Consider the following 17,735-nt stretch of genomic DNA (forward strand, 5'->3'; position numbering starts at 1 on the left):
AGGCCTTAAGTCACCAAGGCCTGAACCACCAAGGCCAATCCGCTTTGCGCCCGGCCGCGCATCCCGCTTCGCGCCAACTTTCGCCGTTCTAACACGCGGGCGCCAAATTCGTCCCATGACAGATGCGTCATGGCAGGCCCCTTGGCGGGCTTGCTGGCGCCCGGCGGCAAAACACTGGCCAAGCCGGCAAGGATCGCCATATAACACAGGCGAAATTCAGGAATTTTCATGAGCGCGCTGGCCAACCACGCATTTGCCAAGATGAACGGCATCGGCAACGAGATCGTCGTTGTCGACATGCGCGATTCCACGGCAAAGGTGACGCCGGACGACGCCCGCGCGGTGGCGTCGGCGAATGGCGGCGTGGCCTACGACCAGCTCATGGTGCTGCAGAAGCCGCGGCTCGACGGCACCGAGGCCTTCATCAGCATCTACAACAATGACGGCTCGGAGGCCGGCGCCTGCGGCAACGGCATGCGCTGCGTGGTGCGGCGCATCTTCGAGAAGAACGGGCAGACCAATGCGACGTTCGAGACCGCGGCCGGCCTGCTCAATGCCTGGCAGGGTCCGGCGCCCGATCTCTACACCGTCGACATGGGCGTGCCGAAGTTCGGCTGGCAGGACATTCCGCTGGCGGAAGAGTTCCGCGACACCCGCTACATCGAATTGCAGATCGGCCCGATCGACAATCCGATCCTGCATTCGCCCTCCGTGGTCAGCATGGGCAATCCGCATGCGATCTTCTGGGTCGACGACGTCAACGCCTACGACCTCGAGCGTTTCGGCCCCTTGCTCGAAAACCATCCGATCTTCCCGGAGCGCGCCAACATCACACTCGCCCATATCGTCGATGACAAGCACATCACCATCCGCACCTGGGAGCGCGGTGCCGGCCTGACCAAGGCTTGCGGCTCGGCCGCCTGCGCCACGGCGGTCGCCGCGGCGCGGCTGAAGCGGGCCGAACGCAGCGTGGAGATCACGCTGCCCGGCGGCAAGCTCGGCATCGAATGGCGCGAGCGCGACGACCATGTGCTGATGACGGGCACGGCGACCTTCGAATATGAGGGCAGATTCGATCCGGCGCTGTTCGCGCCCGCGGCCTGATGGCCGTCGACATCGTCACTTTCGGCTGCCGCCTCAATGCCTTTGAGGCCGAGGTGATCCGCAGCAAAGCCGAAGCTGCGGGGCTCGAAGACACCATCGTCATCAACAGTTGCGCCGTCACCAACGAGGCGGTGGCGCAGGCGCGGCAATCGATCCGCAAGTTGAAGCGCGAGCGCCCCTCGGCGCGCATCGTCGTCACCGGCTGCGCGGCACAAACGCAAAGCGGCATGTTCGCCGACATGGCCGAGGTCGATCGCGTCGTCGGCAATGACGACAAGATGCGCGGCGAAGCTTGGCGCGAGGCTCGCGATGCATTCGATCTCGGCGCCAGCGAGAAGATCGCCGTCAGCGACATCATGGCTATCAGGGAGATGGCGCCGCATCTCGTCGACGGCTATGCGCGCGGCCTGCCGCGCGTGTTCGTTCAGGTGCAGAACGGCTGCGACCATCGCTGCACCTTCTGCATCATCCCCTATGGCCGGGGCAATTCACGCTCGGTGCCGATGGGCGCGGTGGTCGAGCAGGTGCGCAACCTGGCCGAACGCGGCCATGCCGAGATCGTGCTGACCGGCGTCGACCTCACCAGCTACGGCGCGGACCTGCCGGGCGCGCCAAAGCTCGGCATGCTGACGAAGCAGATTTTGCGGCACGTGCCGGAGCTGAAGCGCCTGCGCATCTCATCGATCGATTCGATCGAGGCGGATGACGATCTGCTCGACGCCATCGCCGGCGATGCGCGGCTGATGCCGCATCTGCACCTGTCGCTGCAATCCGGCGACGACATGATATTGAAGCGCATGAAGCGGCGGCATTCGCGAAGCGATGCGATCGCCTTCTGCGACCAGGTGCGCCGGCTGCGTCCCGATGTTGTCTTCGGTGCCGACATCATCGCGGGCTTCCCGACCGAGAGCGAGGAGATGTTCTCACGCTCGCTCGATCTCGTCGAAGAATGCGACCTGACATTCCTGCACGTCTTCCCCTATTCGCCGCGCCCCGGCACGCCGGCTGCAAGGATGCCGCAAGTGGCGGGAGCGCTGATCAAGGAGCGCGCGAAGCGGCTGCGAGCAGCAGGCGAGTCGGCGCTGCGGCAACGGCTGCAAGCCGAGGTCGGTGCGACACGCGATGTGCTGATCGAGAGCGAGGGTCAGGGGCGCACGGAGCACTATCTGCCGGTGGCGATTGCGGGCGAGCGCGTGGGGAGCGTGGTGCCGCGGGTGATTGCCGGCAGCGATGGCGAGCGGCTGACCACATAGTCGGTCTCGAAGTTGCGGCGCATTGCATCCCCGATGTCGTCCCTGCGTGCGCAGGGTCGACACCGAGGGTGTGGAGACGCCTTGCCCCAGAACGCGCGCCTACGACGCTCGCACCTGCCAGAACCGCAGCGTGCGCTTTGCATCATCCGGCGTCATCCGCGCGAAATGCCCCTGCGCTCTTGCGAGGTCCGCCGGCTTCATCGCGCCGGTCGCAAAGCGGCATTCGAGCACGGCGGCCGTCGTTTCCCAGCTGAGCTGCGCCGCCTTGCACGGCACCAGGAGGCCGTCCTCGCGAAGGCTCTGCATCAGCGGCCGAATCACCTCGACGGTGGAACCGGACAGGGCCGCCAGGGCCGCGGCAGTCTCTTCATAGCGCCGCTGCTTGGCAAAGCCTGATAGCGTCGCTTCGTTGAGCTGGCCGGTGGCCTTGAGGCCGGCGATGGCGCGCTTGGCGCCCTCGAAATCGCGGACGCCCGACATCTCGCGGTCGACACCGACGGTGACGGCGGCGATCGCGCTCTGAATTTCCTCGAACAGATGCGGCGGCGCGCGCGACAACAGGCGGGCGCGCACGGTATCGGTCGCCGAGCGCAGCAATCGGCGGCGCAGCTCCGACGGCAGGTCGACGCGGACGCCGACGCTGACGGCGAGTTCGGGATCCGCCTCCGCCTGGGCGACCATGACGGAAAATCCGTTTCCGGAGACGCGCGCGCCGGGATTGGCGGCAAGCCTGCGGCTGACGCTGGGATAGCGGCGCGCCAGCAAAGCGTCGGTGACGATCTCCTTCAGCCACCAGCGGCCGGCGATCGCGAGCAGATGCGGCTCGCCCTTGGCTGAGGCGATCTTGACCAGCTCGCCGTCGTCGAGGCGCGCGGATTCCTGCAGCACCGGGCCGGCGATGCGGATCTCGTCGTTGCTGGCGAGGCGGCGGATCACGGAGGGCGGTGCCTGCGCGACCGGCGCCAGTTGCGCGCTGATCTCGGCGAGCGCGATGCGGGCGCCCATGTCGGCAAGCGCGCGCAGCTCGATGGTGCCGATCAGGCGATCGAGCACGTCGTCGAACAGCGCGATCTGCTCGTCGTCGAAACTGCCGGCGGAGGAGAGGAACAGGTCGGTGACGCGCCGGGCCGTTGCCAGGCCCTTTTCCGGCGAGCCGGTGCGAATCGCGGATTCGACCTCGTCGATGATCGATAGCCCGGCCGTGGACATGACGCGTTGCTCGTCCTGAGCGGTTACAGAAGCTTGTTCTAAGCAACCGCTATCATTACGGACGAGCACTGAACGTTTCGTAAACCATGGGCCGGAGAGCGCCGCGGCGTCGGTGCGCTCCCTCCCCCGCTTGCGGGGACGGGCTGGGGAGAGGGTGTCTCCGCAACGGGACAATCCCCCAGAGGACAGAACCCTCACCCGCGCCTTCGGCTTAACCTCTCCCGCAAGCAAGCGGGAGAGGTTAAGCAACACAGCCGCTACTCCCCATTCCACCCGCAGGCGCGCAGCTTCTCATGCATATGCACCGGGGCCGGCGCCACGACGCGGACCGGCTCCTTGTTCCGGGAGATCGGCACCACGATCTCGCGGGAATGCAAATGCAGCTTCGGCTCGCCGAAGCGCGGGCCGTTGCCGTAAATGTTATCGCCGAAGATCGGCCAGCCGCTCGCCGAGGAATGCACCCGTAGTTGATGGGTCCGCCCGGTCACGGGTTCCATGGCAAGCCAGGTGAAGCCGTCGCCGCGGCCCATCACCTTCCAATTCGTGATCGCCTTCTGGCCCTCGGGGTCCGGCTTCTGCCACCAGCCGCGCTCGGCATTGAGCCGTCCCAGCGGCATGTCGATGGTGCCTTCGTCCTCGGCAGGCCCGCCCTCGACCACGGTCCAGTAGGTCTTGCCGATCTTGCCGTGCTTGAACAGGAGGCCGAGCGAGGCGGTCGCCTTGCGATGACGGCCGAGCACGAGGCATCCGGAAGTGTCCTTGTCCAGCCGGTGGGCCAGCACAGGCGGCCGCGGCAGGCCGAACCGGAGCGCGTCGAAGGAGTCCTCCAGATTGGCGCCGCCCTTGGGGCCGCGATGCACCGGCAGGCCGGCCGGCTTGTCGATGATCAGCATCAGCCCGTCGCGGTGGAGCACGCGCGCCTGGATCTCCTCGGCGGTCAATTGGGGAACATCGAGCAATTGCAGGACTTTCGGTCAAGACTTTCGTTTAGGGGCGGGAACGGCTAACACACCCCCGCCATGAACGATACCACGTCAGATCCCCCCAAGCTGAGCTGGTGGCGCCGCCTGTCCAACGGGCTGAAGCGTACCTCGTCCTCGCTCGGGACCGCGGTCGCCGACCTCGTCACCAAGCGCAAGCTCGACCGCGCCATGCGCGACGACATCGAGGACGTGCTCTTGCGCGCCGACCTCGGCACCTCGGTCGCGGTGCGGATCGCCGAGGCCGTCGGCACCGGGCGCTATGACAAGGCGATCTCGGCGGACGAGGTCAAGGACGTCGTCGCCACCGAAGTCGAGAAGGTGCTGGCGCCGGTGGCCAAGCCGCTCGAGATCGACGCGGGCAAGAAGCCGTTCGTCATTCTCGTCGTCGGCGTCAACGGCTCCGGCAAGACCACCACCATCGGAAAACTCTCGCAGAAATTCGCCTCCGAAGGCCGCAAGGTGATGCTCGCCGCCGGCGACACGTTTCGCGCCGCGGCGATTGAGCAACTGAAGGTCTGGGGCGAGCGGACGAAGACGCCGGTGATCGCGGGCGCGCAGGGCTCGGATTCGGCGAGCCTCGCCTTCAACGCGCTGACCGCGGCGAAGGAGCAGGCCATCGACGTGCTGCTGATCGACACTGCCGGCAGGTTGCAGAACAAGGCCGAGCTGATGAACGAGCTCGAAAAGGTCGTGCGCGTCATCCGCAAGGTGGACGACACTGCGCCGCATGCCGTGTTGCTGGTGCTCGACGCCACCGTCGGCCAGAATGCGCTGTCGCAGGTCGAGGCGTTCCATCGCACAGCGGGGGTCACCGGCCTCGTGATGACCAAGCTCGACGGTACCGCGCGCGGCGGCATCCTGGTGGCGCTCGCGGAGAAATTCAAATTGCCGGTGCACTTCATCGGCGTCGGCGAAGGCGTCGACGATCTCGCGCCCTTCACCGCGCGCGACTTCGCCCGCGCCATCGCCGGAATCGAAAGCTAGAGATGGACAAGACCCAGCCGCATCCGCTGTTCAAGCTGGCGACCGAGCTCGGGCCGCTGCTCGTGTTCTTCTTCGTCAACGCGAAGTTCAATCTGTTCGCCGCGACCGGCGCCTTCATGGTCGCGATCGTGGCGGCGATGATCGCATCCTACGTGGTGACGCGCCACATCCCGATCATGGCGATCGTGACGGGCGTGATCGTGCTGGTGTTCGGCACGCTGACCCTGGTGCTGCACGACGAGACCTTCATCAAGGTCAAGCCGACCATCATCTACGGCCTGTTCGCCGCGATCCTCGGCGGCGGCCTCCTGTTCGGCCGCTCCTTCATCGCCGTGATGTTCGACCAGGTGTTCAACCTGACGCCGCAGGGCTGGCGCATCCTCACGCTGCGCTGGGCGCTGTTCTTCGCCGGCATGGCGGTGCTGAACGAGATCATCTGGCGGACGCAGAGCACGGACTTCTGGGTGAACTTCAAGGTGTTCGGCGTGATTCCGCTGACCATGATCTTCGCAATCGCCCAGATGCCCCTGACCAAGCGCTACCACATCGAGCCGGTCTCGCTGGAGAGAAGCGAGGCCGAGGCGGGGGATGTGAGCAAGGGGTGACGGCGGTTCCGAGCAGCCCCTGGTCGCGACCACGCTATTCACGCTGACGTGCACTCGGGCCGGTCCGTCGGACGCTGCGATCGGATCGCGCGATCAAGCCGATCGGATTCTTCATCGCTCTGTAACCGCAAACCAAGATTGTTCGGCTCTCTCCCTTGCCCGGAAGGTCGGAGGCGATAGCCTCTCGTTGTGACGAGAGGACGGCACGCCGGAGAGCCCGGTGATGAGCGCAAAACAGGACCATGCCGCTGAACACCTGATTCAGTACCTGCGGCAGCTCGCTCCGCAGGTCCGGCGCCGCCTGCTTGCCGAATTGGAGCGGCTCCATCTTCTCGGCGAGGACATTCCGCATTCCGAGCCATTGATCGCGGCGTTGCGCGCCGAGTTTCGCAACACCGGTCAGAACCACTATCGCGTCGGAAATCCCTCACGCTATTTCTTCGAGCCGCTCGAGCCGGTTCTGATGGACGGCGCACCGGAGCGTGCCAACAGCGGTCAGATCGCGCGTGGATCGCTTGCCCCGATCTGGAGCCTCGTCACCGAGCAATTGCTGCGCAGCATGGCTGCCGACTACATCGCCAGTGCGAACGAGGTCATTTCCGCCGGCAGGCAGTCCGAAGCGCGGCAGATGGCTCGGGCGTTCCAGAAGAAGGCGCTGATCTCTCTCAACGGTCTGCTTGGTTCTGCCGAGGGCGCCGCCAGCCTTCACGACGGGCTGATGGCCTATACCAGCTCGCATGCGACGTTCGACGACCTCAAGAAGATGCTGCGTTACCTCGACATGCAGCGGGAGCTCGAGGATTTTGGCGGCGCGCTTGCGCCGAAGATTGTTCGGCTCGAGGGCGCCGGCCTGGACAAGGTTCTCGGCCTTCTGAGCGGGCTCAAGGCCAGGCGCGTCGATGCCGTGCCGTTCGCGCTCACGATTCTCGCAAAGCGCCTGGAAACCTCCTGGGAACTGCTCTCCGTCGCGACCACCCCGGCCGACGACCGGGCCGCGGCGCGGATCGCCACGGGCTCCTTCGCCATCGCGGTGTCGATGGTGCTCGATCAGATCGAGGAGAAGCATCTCCTCATGCAGTTTGCGCTCAGGAACAACCGCCCGGTGCGGGCCAAGGAGATCGTTGGCGAGATCTACCGGATCGAGCAGGCGCTGAGAACGCAGATCGAGCTCCAGGGATCGGACTGGGCCCGGCGTCTGGATGGTCTGATGACGGCCGTCCAGGCCGCCGTCGACGCCGAGATCAGCAGCATTCCGGGCGATCACCGGCACTTGACGCATATTTTGGAATCGCCGCGATTGCGCCCGGGCCATTCCTTCGGCCACAAGGTCGGCCATATGTTCGAGAAGGGATGGGACGTCGTGTCCGGCCTGCTCGCAGGCACCACGGACACGCCCAATCGCCGCGACAATTTGCCGTGAACTCAGCTTGGCTGCGCGCGGTCAGCTCCCCGCCTTCAGCGCCTTCTCCATCTGCGGCAACAAGATCTTCTGCAGATTGTCCGGCGTGATCGGGCCGACCAGCTTGTAGACGATGGTGCCCTCGTGGCCGACGATGAAGGTTTCCGGCACGCCGTAGACGCCCCATTCGATCGAGGCGCGGCCGTTGGCATCCACGCCGACGTGGCCGAACGGGTTGCCGTAACGCCCCAGGAAGCGCCGCGCATTGTCGGGAGCGTCCTTGTAATTGATGCCGACCAGCTGGAAGCGCTTGTCCTTGGCGAGCTCGGTCAGAAGCGGCGCCTCGTCGTGGCACGGCACGCACCAGGAGGCCCAGACGTTGACCAGGCTGACCTTGCCCTTGAACGCGGCGGGGTCGAGGCCGGGCACCGGCGCATTGTCGGCCTGCAATCCCTCCAGCGGCGGCAGCGTGGTCGGCGGCACGGGACGGCCGATCAGCGCGGAGGGAATTCGCGAGATGTCGCCGCTGCCGAGCCGGAACCAGAACAGCAGCGCCAGTCCGATGAAGGCGATCAGCGGTAGCACCATCAGGAAGGTGCGGCGCTGCGGCGGTGCGGAGGTCGATTGATCGCTCATGACGCGTCCAAGGCGCTGCGGCCGGAGCGGCGGGTGATGCCGCGCTCCTCGAGCTCGCGCAGGCGCTGCGTCTGGTTGCGATAGTCCAGCGCGATCCAGCCGATCAGGATCGCGACCACGAGGGCCGCTGCGGCATAGGACGTCACGATGAAGGACGCATAAGGACCAAGCGACATGATCATGCGGCCCCAGCTTCTTTCGACGCGTTCTGTCCGCGCGAGGCGGCGCCCATCTCGCTCGAGAACGCCACGCGGCTCGCCTGCATCATCTGCAGCGAGCGGACGCGGCGGCGCAGGATCTCGTTGCGCATCGCAGCCAGATGCAGCGTGACGAACAGCAGCGTGAAGGCGATCGCCATCACCAAGAGCGGTATCAGGAACGATTTGTCGAGCGCCGATCCGCCCATGCGCATCACCGACGCCGGCTGGTGCAGCGTGTTCCACCAGTCGACCGAGAACTTGATGATCGGCAAATTCAGCGCACCGACCAGCGTCAGCACCGCGGCAGCGCGGGCGGCGCGCGAGGGATCGTCGACCGCGCGCCACAGCGCCATCAGGCCGAGATACATCAGGAACAGGATCAGCACCGAGGTCAGGCGCGCGTCCCATTCCCAATAGGTGCCCCACATCGGCCGACCCCACAGCGAGCCCGTCAGCAGCGCGAGGAAGGTGAAGGCGGCGCCGATCGGAGCTGCGGCTTTCGCGGCGACGTCGGCAAGCGGATGACGCCACACCAGCGTGCCCAGCGAGGCAATGCTCATCACGCCCCAGACGAACATCGACAGCCAGGCATTGGGCACGTGGATGAACATGATCTTCACGGTCGCGCCCTGCTGGTAGTCGTCGGGCGCCAGCGCGGTTTGATAGAGACCGATCGCAAGCAGGATAACGGTCGCGGCCGCAAGCCACGGCAGGACCCGCGCTGTCAGCGCGAGGAACCGCGTGGGGTTGGCGAGGTCGATCAGTGTCATGGTACCCTGATAATCATCGATGGCCGCTCAGGCAATCAGCACGAAAGCGGGGGGCGAAAGTTGATCGGGGTCAACATCAATCGAGCCCGTCTCAGTCGAGTCCATGCCGCAGGCTCGCTGCGGCTGCGAACGGCCCGATCACGAGGCTGACCAGGGACAGCGCGCACAGGATCGAGAATGGCGCGCCGAACGTCATCGGGCCCACGATCACGGCCTGCGAGGCCGCAACCCCGAAAATCAGCACGGGAATCGACAGCGGCAGCACCAGCACCGCCATCAAAAGTCCGCCGCGGTGCAGCGTCACCGCCAGCGCCGCGCCGATCATGCCGGTAAACGTCAGCGCCGGGGTGCCCGCCAGCAGGGTCAGCGCCACCGCGCCGGTCGCGACCATGTCGAGGTTGAGCAGGAGGCCGAGCACGGGGGTTGCGACAATCAGCGGCAGGCCGGCCGCGAGCCAATGCGCCAGCGCCTTGGCGGCGCAGGCCAGTTCCAGCGGGGTCCGGCTCATGGTGATCAGGTCGAGCGAGCCGTCCTCGTGGTCGGCCATGAACAGCCGGTCGAGGGTGAGCAGGCTCGCCAGCAGCGCGCCGAGCCAGAGAATGGCCGGCCCCAGCCGCGACAGCAGGGCCAGATCCGGCCCGACCGCGAACGGCATCAGGACCACCACGGTCAGGAAGAACAGCACCCCGACCAGCGCCCCGCCACCGACGCGGAGCGCGATCCGGATGTCCCGGCGGATCAGGGCGGAGAGGGCGGTCATGGGGCGGCTCTCTGGCCAGTGAGGTCGTCTTGTGAGCCCTGCTCTCGCCTCTGGCAAACTGCGCTCCCTCCCCCCTTGTGGGGGAGGGTGGGGGAGAGGGGTGGCCCGGGGCGAGATATTCGTTTGGGGCAGGCTTCCCAAGCGCTTGAACCGCGAGAGCGCGTCGTGTGGCACCCCCCTCCCTGACCCTCCCCCGCAAGGGGGGAGGGAACGGATGGGCCGCAGCCCAGCCGCTTGGAAAGCTGAGGGTCCGCGAACTTCATGCCGTCCCCCCGATCCGCAGCTCCCGCGAATCAATCCCGAGCGGCGCGTGGGTCGCCGCGATGATCATGCCGCCGCGCGAAAGGTGCTCGCGCATCAGGCCGCCGAACATGTCCTGGCCGGCCACATCAAGCGCATTGGTCGGCTCGTCCAGCAGCCAGACCGGGCGGCGGACGGTCAGCAGGCGCGCCAGCGACAGCCGGCGGCGCTGGCCGGCCGACAGGAAGCCCGCGGGCAGGTGGGTGGCGTGCTCGAGCCCCACCGTGGCGAGGCTCTCGGCGAAGTCCAGACGCTCGCCGCCCAGGAATTCGGCCCAGAATGTCAGGTTTTCGGCCACGCTCAGCGCCGGCTTCAGGGCATCGCGATGGCCGAGATAGTGGCACTGCTCGGGCAGCGTCAGCTCGGCATCGCCGCCTGCGAGCGCAATCTTGCCTCCCGCCGGCACGAGCAGGCCCGCGATCAGCCGCAGCAGCGAGGTTTTGCCCGATCCATTGCGGCCGACGACCGCCACGGCCTCGCCGGAGACGGCCGCGAAATCGAGCCCGGCAAACACCTGGCGGCCGCCGCGCACGCAGGTGAGTCCGTGCCCGGACAGCTGCATCTCGCCTCGTTTCAAGTCACTCAAAACCAGGCCTCAGGAAAACTTGGGGTAGCGCATGGGAATTTTTGGCTCGCGGTTGCTGCGGCACGATTGTGGCTGTGGCGGCGCGGTTAGAAAGCTTCTATAAGCCCGGAACTACTTGATGCAGCAACTCAACCTGCCCCTGCAAGCAGCCCAGCCTGATACGCTGACGGTGTTAAGATACCCCGCCGGGTATAACTAACAATTGGGATTTCCTACATGACCTCGCTCGACAGCTTCAAATGCAAAAAGACCCTCAAGGTCGGCGCCAAGACCTATGTCTATTACAGCCTGCCCACGGCCGAGAAGAATGGTCTGAAGGGGATTTCCAAACTTCCCTATTCGATGAAGGTCCTGCTCGAGAACCTGCTGCGCAACGAGGACGGGCGTTCGGTCAAGAAAGAGGACATCGTCGCCGTCTCGAAATGGCTGCGCAAGAAGTCGCTGGAGCATGAGATCGCCTTCCGCCCGGCGCGCGTGCTGATGCAGGACTTCACCGGCGTTCCGGCGGTGGTCGACCTTGCCGCGATGCGCAACGCGATGCAGAAGCTCGGCGGCGATGCCGAGAAGATCAATCCGCTGGTGCCGGTCGACCTCGTCATCGACCATTCCGTGATCGTGAACTTCTTCGGCGACAACAAGGCCTTCGGCAAGAACGTCGCTGAAGAGTACAAGCAGAACCAGGAGCGCTACGAGTTCCTGAAGTGGGGCCAGAAGGCGTTCTCGAATTTCTCCGTCGTGCCGCCCGGCACCGGCATCTGCCACCAGGTCAATCTCGAATATCTCTCCCAGACCGTGTGGACCAAGAAGGAGAAGATGACGGTCGGCAAGAAGACCGGCACCTTCGAGGTCGCCTATCCCGATTCGCTCGTCGGCACCGATTCCCACACCACCATGGTCAACGGTCTGGCCGTGCTCGGCTGGGGCGTCGGCGGCATCGAGGCGGAAGCCTGCATGCTCGGCCAGCCGCTGTCGATGCTGCTGCCCAACGTCGTCGGCTTCAAGCTGAAGGGCGCGATGAAGGAAGGCGTCACCGCGACCGACCTCGTGCTGACCGTGACGCAGATGCTGCGCAAGCTCGGCGTGGTCGGCAAGTTCGTCGAATTCTTCGGCCCCGGCCTCGACCATCTCTCGGTCGCCGACAAGGCGACCATCGCCAACATGGCGCCGGAATATGGCGCGACCTGCGGCTTCTTCCCGGTCGACGCCGCCGCGATCGACTATCTCAAGACCTCCGGCCGCGCGGCGCCCCGCGTCGCGCTGGTGCAGGCCTATGCCAAGGCGCAAGGGCTCTTCCGCACCGCCAAGTCGCCTGACCCGGTGTTCACGGAAACGCTGACGCTCGACCTCGCCGACGTCGTGCCGTCGATGGCCGGTCCGAAGCGTCCCGAAGGCCGCATCGCGCTGCCGTCGGTCGCCGAAGGCTTCTCGCTCGCGCTCAGCACCGAGTACAAGAAGGCCGATGAGCCCAACAAGCGCTTCGCCGTCGAAGGCAAGGACTTCGAGATCGGCCATGGCGACGTCGTGATCGCCGCCATCACCTCCTGCACCAACACCTCGAATCCGAGCGTGCTGATCGGCGCCGGCCTGCTGGCCCGCAATGCCGCCGCGAAGGGCCTGAAAGCCAAGCCGTGGGTGAAGACCTCGCTTGCCCCGGGCAGCCAGGTCGTCGCCGGCTATCTCGCCGATTCCGGCCTGCAGAAGGATCTCGACAAGGTCGGCTTCAACCTGGTCGGCTTCGGCTGCACCACCTGCATCGGCAATTCCGGTCCGCTGCCGGAGGAGATCTCGAAGTCGATCAACGAGAACGGCATCGTCGCCGCCGCCGTGCTCTCGGGTAACCGCAACTTCGAAGGCCGCGTCTCGCCGGACGTGCAGGCGAACTATCTCGCCTCGCCGCCGCTGGTCGTCGCCCACGCGCTCGCCGGCAGCGTGACCAAGAACCTCGCCGTCGAGCCGATCGGCGAAGGCAAGGACGGCAAGCCGGTGTACCTGAAGGACATCTGGCCGACGACGAAGGAAATCAACGCCTTCATGAAGAAGTTCGTGACCTCGGCGATCTTCAAGAAGAAGTATGCCGACGTGTTCAAGGGCGACACCAATTGGCGCAAGATCAAGACGGTCGAGAGCGAGACCTATCGCTGGAACATGTCGTCGACCTACGTGCAGAACCCGCCTTATTTCGAAGGCATGAAGAAGGAGCCGGAGCCGGTCACCGACATCGTCGAGGCGCGCATCCTCGCCATGTTCGGCGACAAGATCACCACCGACCACATCTCGCCGGCCGGTTCGATCAAGCTCACCTCGCCCGCGGGCAAATATCTCAGCGAGCACCAGGTGCGTCCGGCCGACTTCAACCAGTACGGCACGCGCCGCGGCAACCACGAAGTGATGATGCGCGGCACCTTCGCCAACATCCGCATCAAGAACTTCATGCTGAAGGGCGCCGACGGCAACATCCCCGAGGGCGGCCTGACCAAGCACTGGCCCGACGGCGAGCAGATGTCGATCTACGACGCCGCGATGAAGTACCAGCAGGAGCAGGTGCCGCTGGTGGTGTTCGCCGGCGCCGAATACGGCAACGGCTCCTCGCGCGACTGGGCTGCCAAGGGCACGCGTCTGCTCGGCGTTCGCGCCGTGATCTGCCAGAGCTTCGAGCGCATCCATCGCTCCAACCTGGTCGGTATGGGCGTGCTGCCGCTGACGTTCGAGGACGGCACCTCGTGGTCGTCGCTCGGCCTGAAGGGCGACGAGAAGGTCACGCTCCGCGGCCTCGTCGGCGACCTCAAGCCGCGCCAGAAGCTGACCGCGGAGATCGTCTCCGGCGACGGTTCGTTGCAGCGCGTTTCGCTGCTCTGCCGCATCGACACGCTGGACGAGCTCGACTACTACCGCAACGGCGGTATCCTGCACTACGTGCTGCGCAAGCTCGCGGCCTGAGCATGATCCGGACCCGAAGGGCCGCGTTAGCGCAAAGTGCGGAGCGGTTTTCCGGGAAGATCATGCTCCAACAACAACCGCTAAAGTGCGCCCGCCGCACTTTAGCGCGCGAATTTGTGAACGATGGCTCACCGCGACGTGAGTAGAAGGTTAAACGAAGGCGGCCTATCACAAGGCCGCCTTCGCGCGTTAACGGCACGTTTCGGATGGGCCCGCCCGGCGGGAAACGGTCATTTGACGGTTCACTGGACGGATGAATGTGTCGTGCCCCGTAAGACTACGGTGACCATCAGACGATAAGATCTTCCCCCACGAGTGACGGTGTGTGACGTTCGACATGACAGCAATGACGGCCTCTCATCTGGTTTCGCGTTGGTCCGGTGCGCTCTGGTCGGGAGCTCTCGGCATCTGTGCCATCTTCGCCGTCGTCGTTCCCGCCTCCGCAGATCCCCGCGCCGTTGTCGAATTGTTCACCTCGCAGGGCTGCTCGTCCTGCCCGCCCGCCGACCAGATCATCGGCGACCTCTCCAAGGATCCCTCGGTCATCGCGCTGAGCATGCCGATCGATTATTGGGACTATCTCGGCTGGAAGGACACGCTGGCGGATTCGCGCTTCTCCGCACGGCAGCGCGCCTATTCGCGCATGCGCGGCGACCGCGAGGTCTACACGCCGCAGGTCGTGGTCAACGGTTCCACCCATGTCATCGGCAGCGATCGCGCCGGCATCGAGAGCGCGATCGGCAAGACCGACAAGGGTGTGGGCGTGATGAGCGTGCCGGTGACGATGTCGCTCGCCGGCAAGCAGATCAACGTGTCGGTGGCCGCAAGCAAGGAGCCGGCCGTCTCGCATGGCGAGGTCTGGATCTGCTCGATCGCCAAGTCGGTCCCGATCGCGATCACCCGCGGTGAGAATCGCGGACAGCAGGTCACCTATCACAACGTGGTGCGCAACCTGCTCAAGGTCGGTGACTGGACCGGACGTCAGGAAAGCTGGACGGTGCCGATCGAGAACCTGACGCGCGACGGCGTCGACGGCGCGGTGGTCTATGTCCAGGACGGCAGCCGCGAGAAGCCCGGCCCGATGCTGGGCGCTGCCTACACGTCGCTGCACTGATTTCAATTCTCTAGCGTCGTACTCACTCTCTCCCCTCATGGTGAGGAGCGCGCCCTTGCGCGCGTCTCGAACCATGCAGGCCCCGCTCGCTCGGCCTCGATCCTTCCAGACGCCGCGCAAGAGCGCGGCCCTCAGGATGAGGACAGAAAATCTTCGCGCGGATGTTCGGAGAAACTCGTCGAGGCAGAAACATCCCGACAAAAACAAAAAAGGACCAACTTGCGTTGGCCCTCCTTGTCGCGCGTACAGACCCGATCCTGTTCGACCCCGGGGGGCTGGGGGCTGAGGAATCCGGAACCGAAAGGACCGGGTCAACGCACATGAATCTTTTCGCAATGCAGGGCGGCAGTCGCTAGGCGGAAAAGCGGCGAGACTAAGATTCTTGAGCACGATCCCGTGACGGTTCGTCGCGACAGAGTTCCACCCTGGCGTGTGTCCTGATTCGCAACCGATTCCACCGGTTGCGTGCATCGAGTTCCATCGAGGGTCTTGCGGCGGGGAACGGTTGGGGCGATCATGTATCCGTCATGATCCGCGGTTCCGGGGACGGTTTTCGCGGACGAGGGTCATGTTGTGCGATGAGGAGGCGCTTCCTATGAGTCTGATGTCGGAGGATGCCGATCCGAGCGAGCAGCGCGCGGCGGCGCGCCCCGCCGCTGCGAATGCGCAACAGGGCAGGGTGACGTTCAACCGGCTCGAGCTGCACCGTATTCTCAATCTCTACGGCCGCATGGTCGCCGATGGCGAGTGGCGCGACTATGCCATCGACTTCCTGAAGGACCGCGCGGTGTTCTCGGTCTACCGCCGCGCCTCGGAAGTGCCGATCTACCGCATCGAGAAGGACCCGCGGCTGGCGCGCAAGCAGGGCATGTACAGCGTGATCTCGGCGACGGGCCTGATCCTGCGCCGCGGCCACGAGCTCGAGCGCGTGCTGCTGGTGATCGATCGGAAATTGGCGGTGGTGTAGCCTCGCGTACGGTCGTCATTCCGGGGCGCGACGAAGTCGCGAGCCCGGAATTCGTTGGTCCATCGTCCGTGCCGTTCAATGGATTTCGGACACGTGCTGCGCGCCCCGGAATGACGAGTGAGCCCTACTTCCCCGGCACCGTGCTCCCGCCCTCGCCGAGGTCGCGCTGCATCATCACCGTGTCGAGCCAGCGGCCGAATTTCAGCCCGACATTGGGATGCGTGCCGATCATCTTGAAGCCGCCCTTGGTGTGCACGCCGATCGAGCCGGCATTGGCGGAATCGCCGATCACCGCGATCATCTGGCGGAAGCCGCGCGCCTCGCATTCGGCGACCAGCCGCTCCAGCAGCCTTGAGCCGACGCCGCGGCGGTGGAACGAGGGATCGAGATAGATCGAGTTCTCGACCGTGAAGCGATAGGCCGGCCGGGGCCGGTAGGCGCCGGCATAGGCATAGCCGGCCACGCGTCCGTCGAGGATGGCGACGAAATAGGGATAGCCGCCGTCGATCAGCGCGCGATAGCGGCGCGTCATCTCGGCAAGGTCAGGCGGCTCCAGCTCGAACGTCGCAGTGCCCTCGCGGACGGCCTGCTGATAGATGGCGGTGATGGCGGGGAGGTCGGCCTCAAGCGTGGGCCTGATTTCTGGTGCGGACATGGGAGAAGATTAGAGCCTTCCCGCAGGTGCTGGAAGGGGCTCCGGTGCTGCCCCACCCGTCATTGCGAGCGCAGCGAAGCAATCCAGAAATGCATCCGCGGAGGGACTCTGGATTGCTTCGTCGTAAGGGCTCCTCGCAATGACGGGGAGAGAGCGGTGCTCCATCCGGGATACGGGCGTGCACCTGCCCAAACAAAAACCCCGGCCTTTCGGCCGGGGTTCGTGTCCGTCCTCTCGTCTCAGAGCTTAGTCGCGCTGGCCGAGGAGCTGCAGCAGCAGCGTGAACAGGTTGATGAAGTTCAGGTACAGCGACAGGGCACCGGTGATGGCCGCACGCTCTGCGATGTCACCGCCGGCCGAAGCGTAGCCGTAGATGTAGTCGTTCTTCAGCCGCTGGGTATCCCAGGCGGTGAGGCCCGCGAACACCAGCACGCCGACCACCGACACGATGAACTGCAGCATCGAGCTGGCCAGGAACAGGTTCACCAGGCTCGCGATGATGATGCCGATCAGGCCCATGAACAGGAACGAGCCCATCCCGGTCAGGTCACGCTTGGTGGTGTAGCCGTAGAGGCTCAGCGCGCCGAAGGTCGCCGCGGTGATGAAGAACACCCGCACGATCGAGGTGTGCGTGAACACCAGGAAGATCGACGAGAGCGAGATGCCCATCAGCGCCGAGAACACCCAGAACAGGATCTGGGCGGTCGAGGGCGCCAGACGGTTGATGCCCGCCGAGATCACGAACACCATGGCGAGCGGCGCGAGCATGAACAGCCACTTCAGGGGGCTGACGAACATCGCGTAGCCGAACGGCGTCAGGAACATATTGCCGACGCGGACGGCGTCGGCGGTCGGGACGTCAGTCACGGCAGCCATGTAGACGCCGAGCGCGGCCAGGCCGGTGATGGCGAGGCCAATGCTCATGTAGTTGTAGATGCGCAGCATGTAGGCGCGCAGGCCGGCATCGACCGTCGCGGCGTCAACACGCCCGGCGGCCCTGCCGAAAGGAGAAGCGTAGTTACGGTCTAGGTCCGACATGGTCGAATTCCCGTTGGTTGGTCCGGTCCGGCATGAGGGTCGCCATGCCGCCGGTTCGTCAAATTCTATCTCGGATACCAATGCCAGCCGACTAAATTTTGGCTAACAATCCGGGCTCCGAACCCATTCGATATGTGGGAAACTAACACATTCACTGCAACCTTCCACGCGCGGCTGAATGTCGCCCTTGGCGGCAATCCTGACGCGAACCTGACGAGCAGTCGTGGTTAATCGC

General features: G+C 65.3%; 18 protein-coding genes. 8 read left to right on the forward strand and 10 right to left on the reverse strand.

Going from position 1 to position 17,735, the window contains the following annotated elements; genetic code table 11:
• Positions 1–5: 5 nt before the first annotated feature.
• A complete protein-coding gene (locus tag TSA1_RS29070) occupies positions 6–230 on the reverse strand; it encodes a hypothetical protein (RefSeq protein ID WP_145984387.1) in 225 nt (74 codons plus the stop codon).
• Here TSA1_RS29070 and dapF point away from each other — a divergent pair.
• Together dapF and mtaB are read left to right on the forward strand one after the other, a co-directional pair.
• The gene (gene dapF, locus TSA1_RS29075; RefSeq protein WP_100179319.1) at positions 229–1,104 is read left to right on the forward strand and encodes a diaminopimelate epimerase; all 876 of its coding nucleotides are present in this window, start codon (positions 229–231) and stop codon (positions 1,102–1,104) included. The two genes, TSA1_RS29070 and dapF, sit on opposite strands and share 2 nt — an antisense overlap.
• Positions 1,104–2,357 (forward strand): tRNA (N(6)-L-threonylcarbamoyladenosine(37)-C(2))-methylthiotransferase MtaB, encoded by a 1,254-nt coding sequence (gene mtaB, locus TSA1_RS29080; protein WP_100179320.1) that lies wholly within the window; start codon positions 1,104–1,106, stop codon positions 2,355–2,357. The genes dapF and mtaB overlap by 1 nt, the downstream gene beginning before the upstream one ends.
• Positions 2,358–2,456: 99 nt before the next feature.
• Here mtaB and TSA1_RS29085 read toward each other — a convergent pair whose 3' ends face one another.
• Together TSA1_RS29085 and TSA1_RS29090 are read right to left on the reverse strand one after the other, a co-directional pair.
• Positions 2,457–3,566, reverse strand: coding sequence for a DUF2336 domain-containing protein (locus tag TSA1_RS29085; RefSeq protein WP_100179321.1), 1,110 nt, complete (start codon positions 3,564–3,566; stop codon positions 2,457–2,459).
• Between the two features lie 257 nt (positions 3,567–3,823).
• Positions 3,824–4,525, reverse strand: coding sequence for an RluA family pseudouridine synthase (locus TSA1_RS29090; protein WP_174719119.1), 702 nt, complete (start codon positions 4,523–4,525; stop codon positions 3,824–3,826).
• A 60-nt stretch (positions 4,526–4,585) separates the two neighbouring features.
• Between TSA1_RS29090 and ftsY the strand changes: the two genes are divergently transcribed.
• The 3 genes from ftsY (at position 4,586) to TSA1_RS29105 (ending at position 7,558) form a co-directional block, all read left to right on the forward strand.
• Positions 4,586–5,533 (forward strand): signal recognition particle-docking protein FtsY, encoded by a 948-nt coding sequence (gene ftsY / locus TSA1_RS29095; protein WP_100179322.1) that lies wholly within the window; start codon positions 4,586–4,588, stop codon positions 5,531–5,533.
• Between the two features lie 2 nt (positions 5,534–5,535).
• A complete protein-coding gene (locus TSA1_RS29100; RefSeq protein WP_100179323.1) occupies positions 5,536–6,138 on the forward strand; it encodes a septation protein A in 603 nt (200 codons plus the stop codon).
• Positions 6,139–6,361: 223 nt separating this feature from the next.
• Complete coding sequence (locus TSA1_RS29105; protein WP_100179324.1) at positions 6,362–7,558, forward strand: hypothetical protein; 1,197 nt, start codon at positions 6,362–6,364, stop codon at positions 7,556–7,558.
• A 21-nt stretch (positions 7,559–7,579) separates the two neighbouring features.
• Here TSA1_RS29105 and TSA1_RS29110 read toward each other — a convergent pair whose 3' ends face one another.
• From TSA1_RS29110 to ccmA, 5 genes are all read right to left on the reverse strand, one after another.
• Positions 7,580–8,173, reverse strand: coding sequence for a DsbE family thiol:disulfide interchange protein (locus TSA1_RS29110; RefSeq protein ID WP_100179325.1), 594 nt, complete (start codon positions 8,171–8,173; stop codon positions 7,580–7,582).
• Entirely contained in the window at positions 8,170–8,355 is a 186-nt protein-coding gene (ccmD, locus tag TSA1_RS29115; protein WP_100179326.1) for a heme exporter protein CcmD, read from the reverse strand. The genes TSA1_RS29110 and ccmD overlap by 4 nt, the downstream gene beginning before the upstream one ends.
• Positions 8,352–9,143, reverse strand: coding sequence for a heme ABC transporter permease (locus tag TSA1_RS29120; RefSeq protein ID WP_100179327.1), 792 nt, complete (start codon positions 9,141–9,143; stop codon positions 8,352–8,354). Before TSA1_RS29120 ends, ccmD begins: the two co-directional genes overlap by 4 nt.
• 91 nt (positions 9,144–9,234) lie before the next feature.
• Entirely contained in the window at positions 9,235–9,903 is a 669-nt protein-coding gene (ccmB, locus tag TSA1_RS29125; RefSeq protein WP_100179328.1) for a heme exporter protein CcmB, read from the reverse strand.
• A 259-nt stretch (positions 9,904–10,162) separates the two neighbouring features.
• Entirely contained in the window at positions 10,163–10,765 is a 603-nt protein-coding gene (ccmA, locus tag TSA1_RS29135; RefSeq protein ID WP_100179330.1) for a heme ABC exporter ATP-binding protein CcmA, read from the reverse strand.
• 240 nt (positions 10,766–11,005) lie between these two features.
• Here ccmA and acnA point away from each other — a divergent pair, with 240 nt between their 5' ends.
• The 3 genes from acnA to TSA1_RS29150 all read left to right on the forward strand — a co-directional run bounded on the left by acnA (position 11,006) and on the right by TSA1_RS29150 (position 15,807).
• Positions 11,006–13,726 (forward strand): aconitate hydratase AcnA, encoded by a 2,721-nt coding sequence (gene acnA, locus TSA1_RS29140; protein WP_100179331.1) that lies wholly within the window; start codon positions 11,006–11,008, stop codon positions 13,724–13,726.
• Positions 13,727–14,063: 337 nt separating this feature from the next.
• Positions 14,064–14,840, forward strand: coding sequence for a DUF1223 domain-containing protein (locus tag TSA1_RS29145; protein WP_100181402.1), 777 nt, complete (start codon positions 14,064–14,066; stop codon positions 14,838–14,840).
• Between the two features lie 595 nt (positions 14,841–15,435).
• Entirely contained in the window at positions 15,436–15,807 is a 372-nt protein-coding gene (locus TSA1_RS29150; RefSeq protein ID WP_100179332.1) for a DUF2794 domain-containing protein, read from the forward strand.
• A 124-nt stretch (positions 15,808–15,931) separates the two neighbouring features.
• On the opposite strand, the gene TSA1_RS29155 is transcribed toward TSA1_RS29150, so the two are convergent.
• Together TSA1_RS29155 and TSA1_RS29160 are read right to left on the reverse strand one after the other, a co-directional pair.
• A complete protein-coding gene (locus tag TSA1_RS29155; RefSeq protein WP_100179333.1) occupies positions 15,932–16,462 on the reverse strand; it encodes a GNAT family N-acetyltransferase in 531 nt (176 codons plus the stop codon).
• A gap of 246 nt (positions 16,463–16,708) precedes the next feature.
• Positions 16,709–17,500, reverse strand: a complete 792-nt coding sequence (locus TSA1_RS29160) for a Bax inhibitor-1/YccA family protein (RefSeq protein ID WP_100179334.1) — start codon at positions 17,498–17,500, stop codon at positions 16,709–16,711.
• Positions 17,501–17,735: the final 235 nt, after the last annotated feature.

The sequence above is a fragment of the Bradyrhizobium nitroreducens genome (assembly GCF_002776695.1).
Lineage (GTDB): Bacteria > Pseudomonadota > Alphaproteobacteria > Rhizobiales > Xanthobacteraceae > Bradyrhizobium > Bradyrhizobium nitroreducens.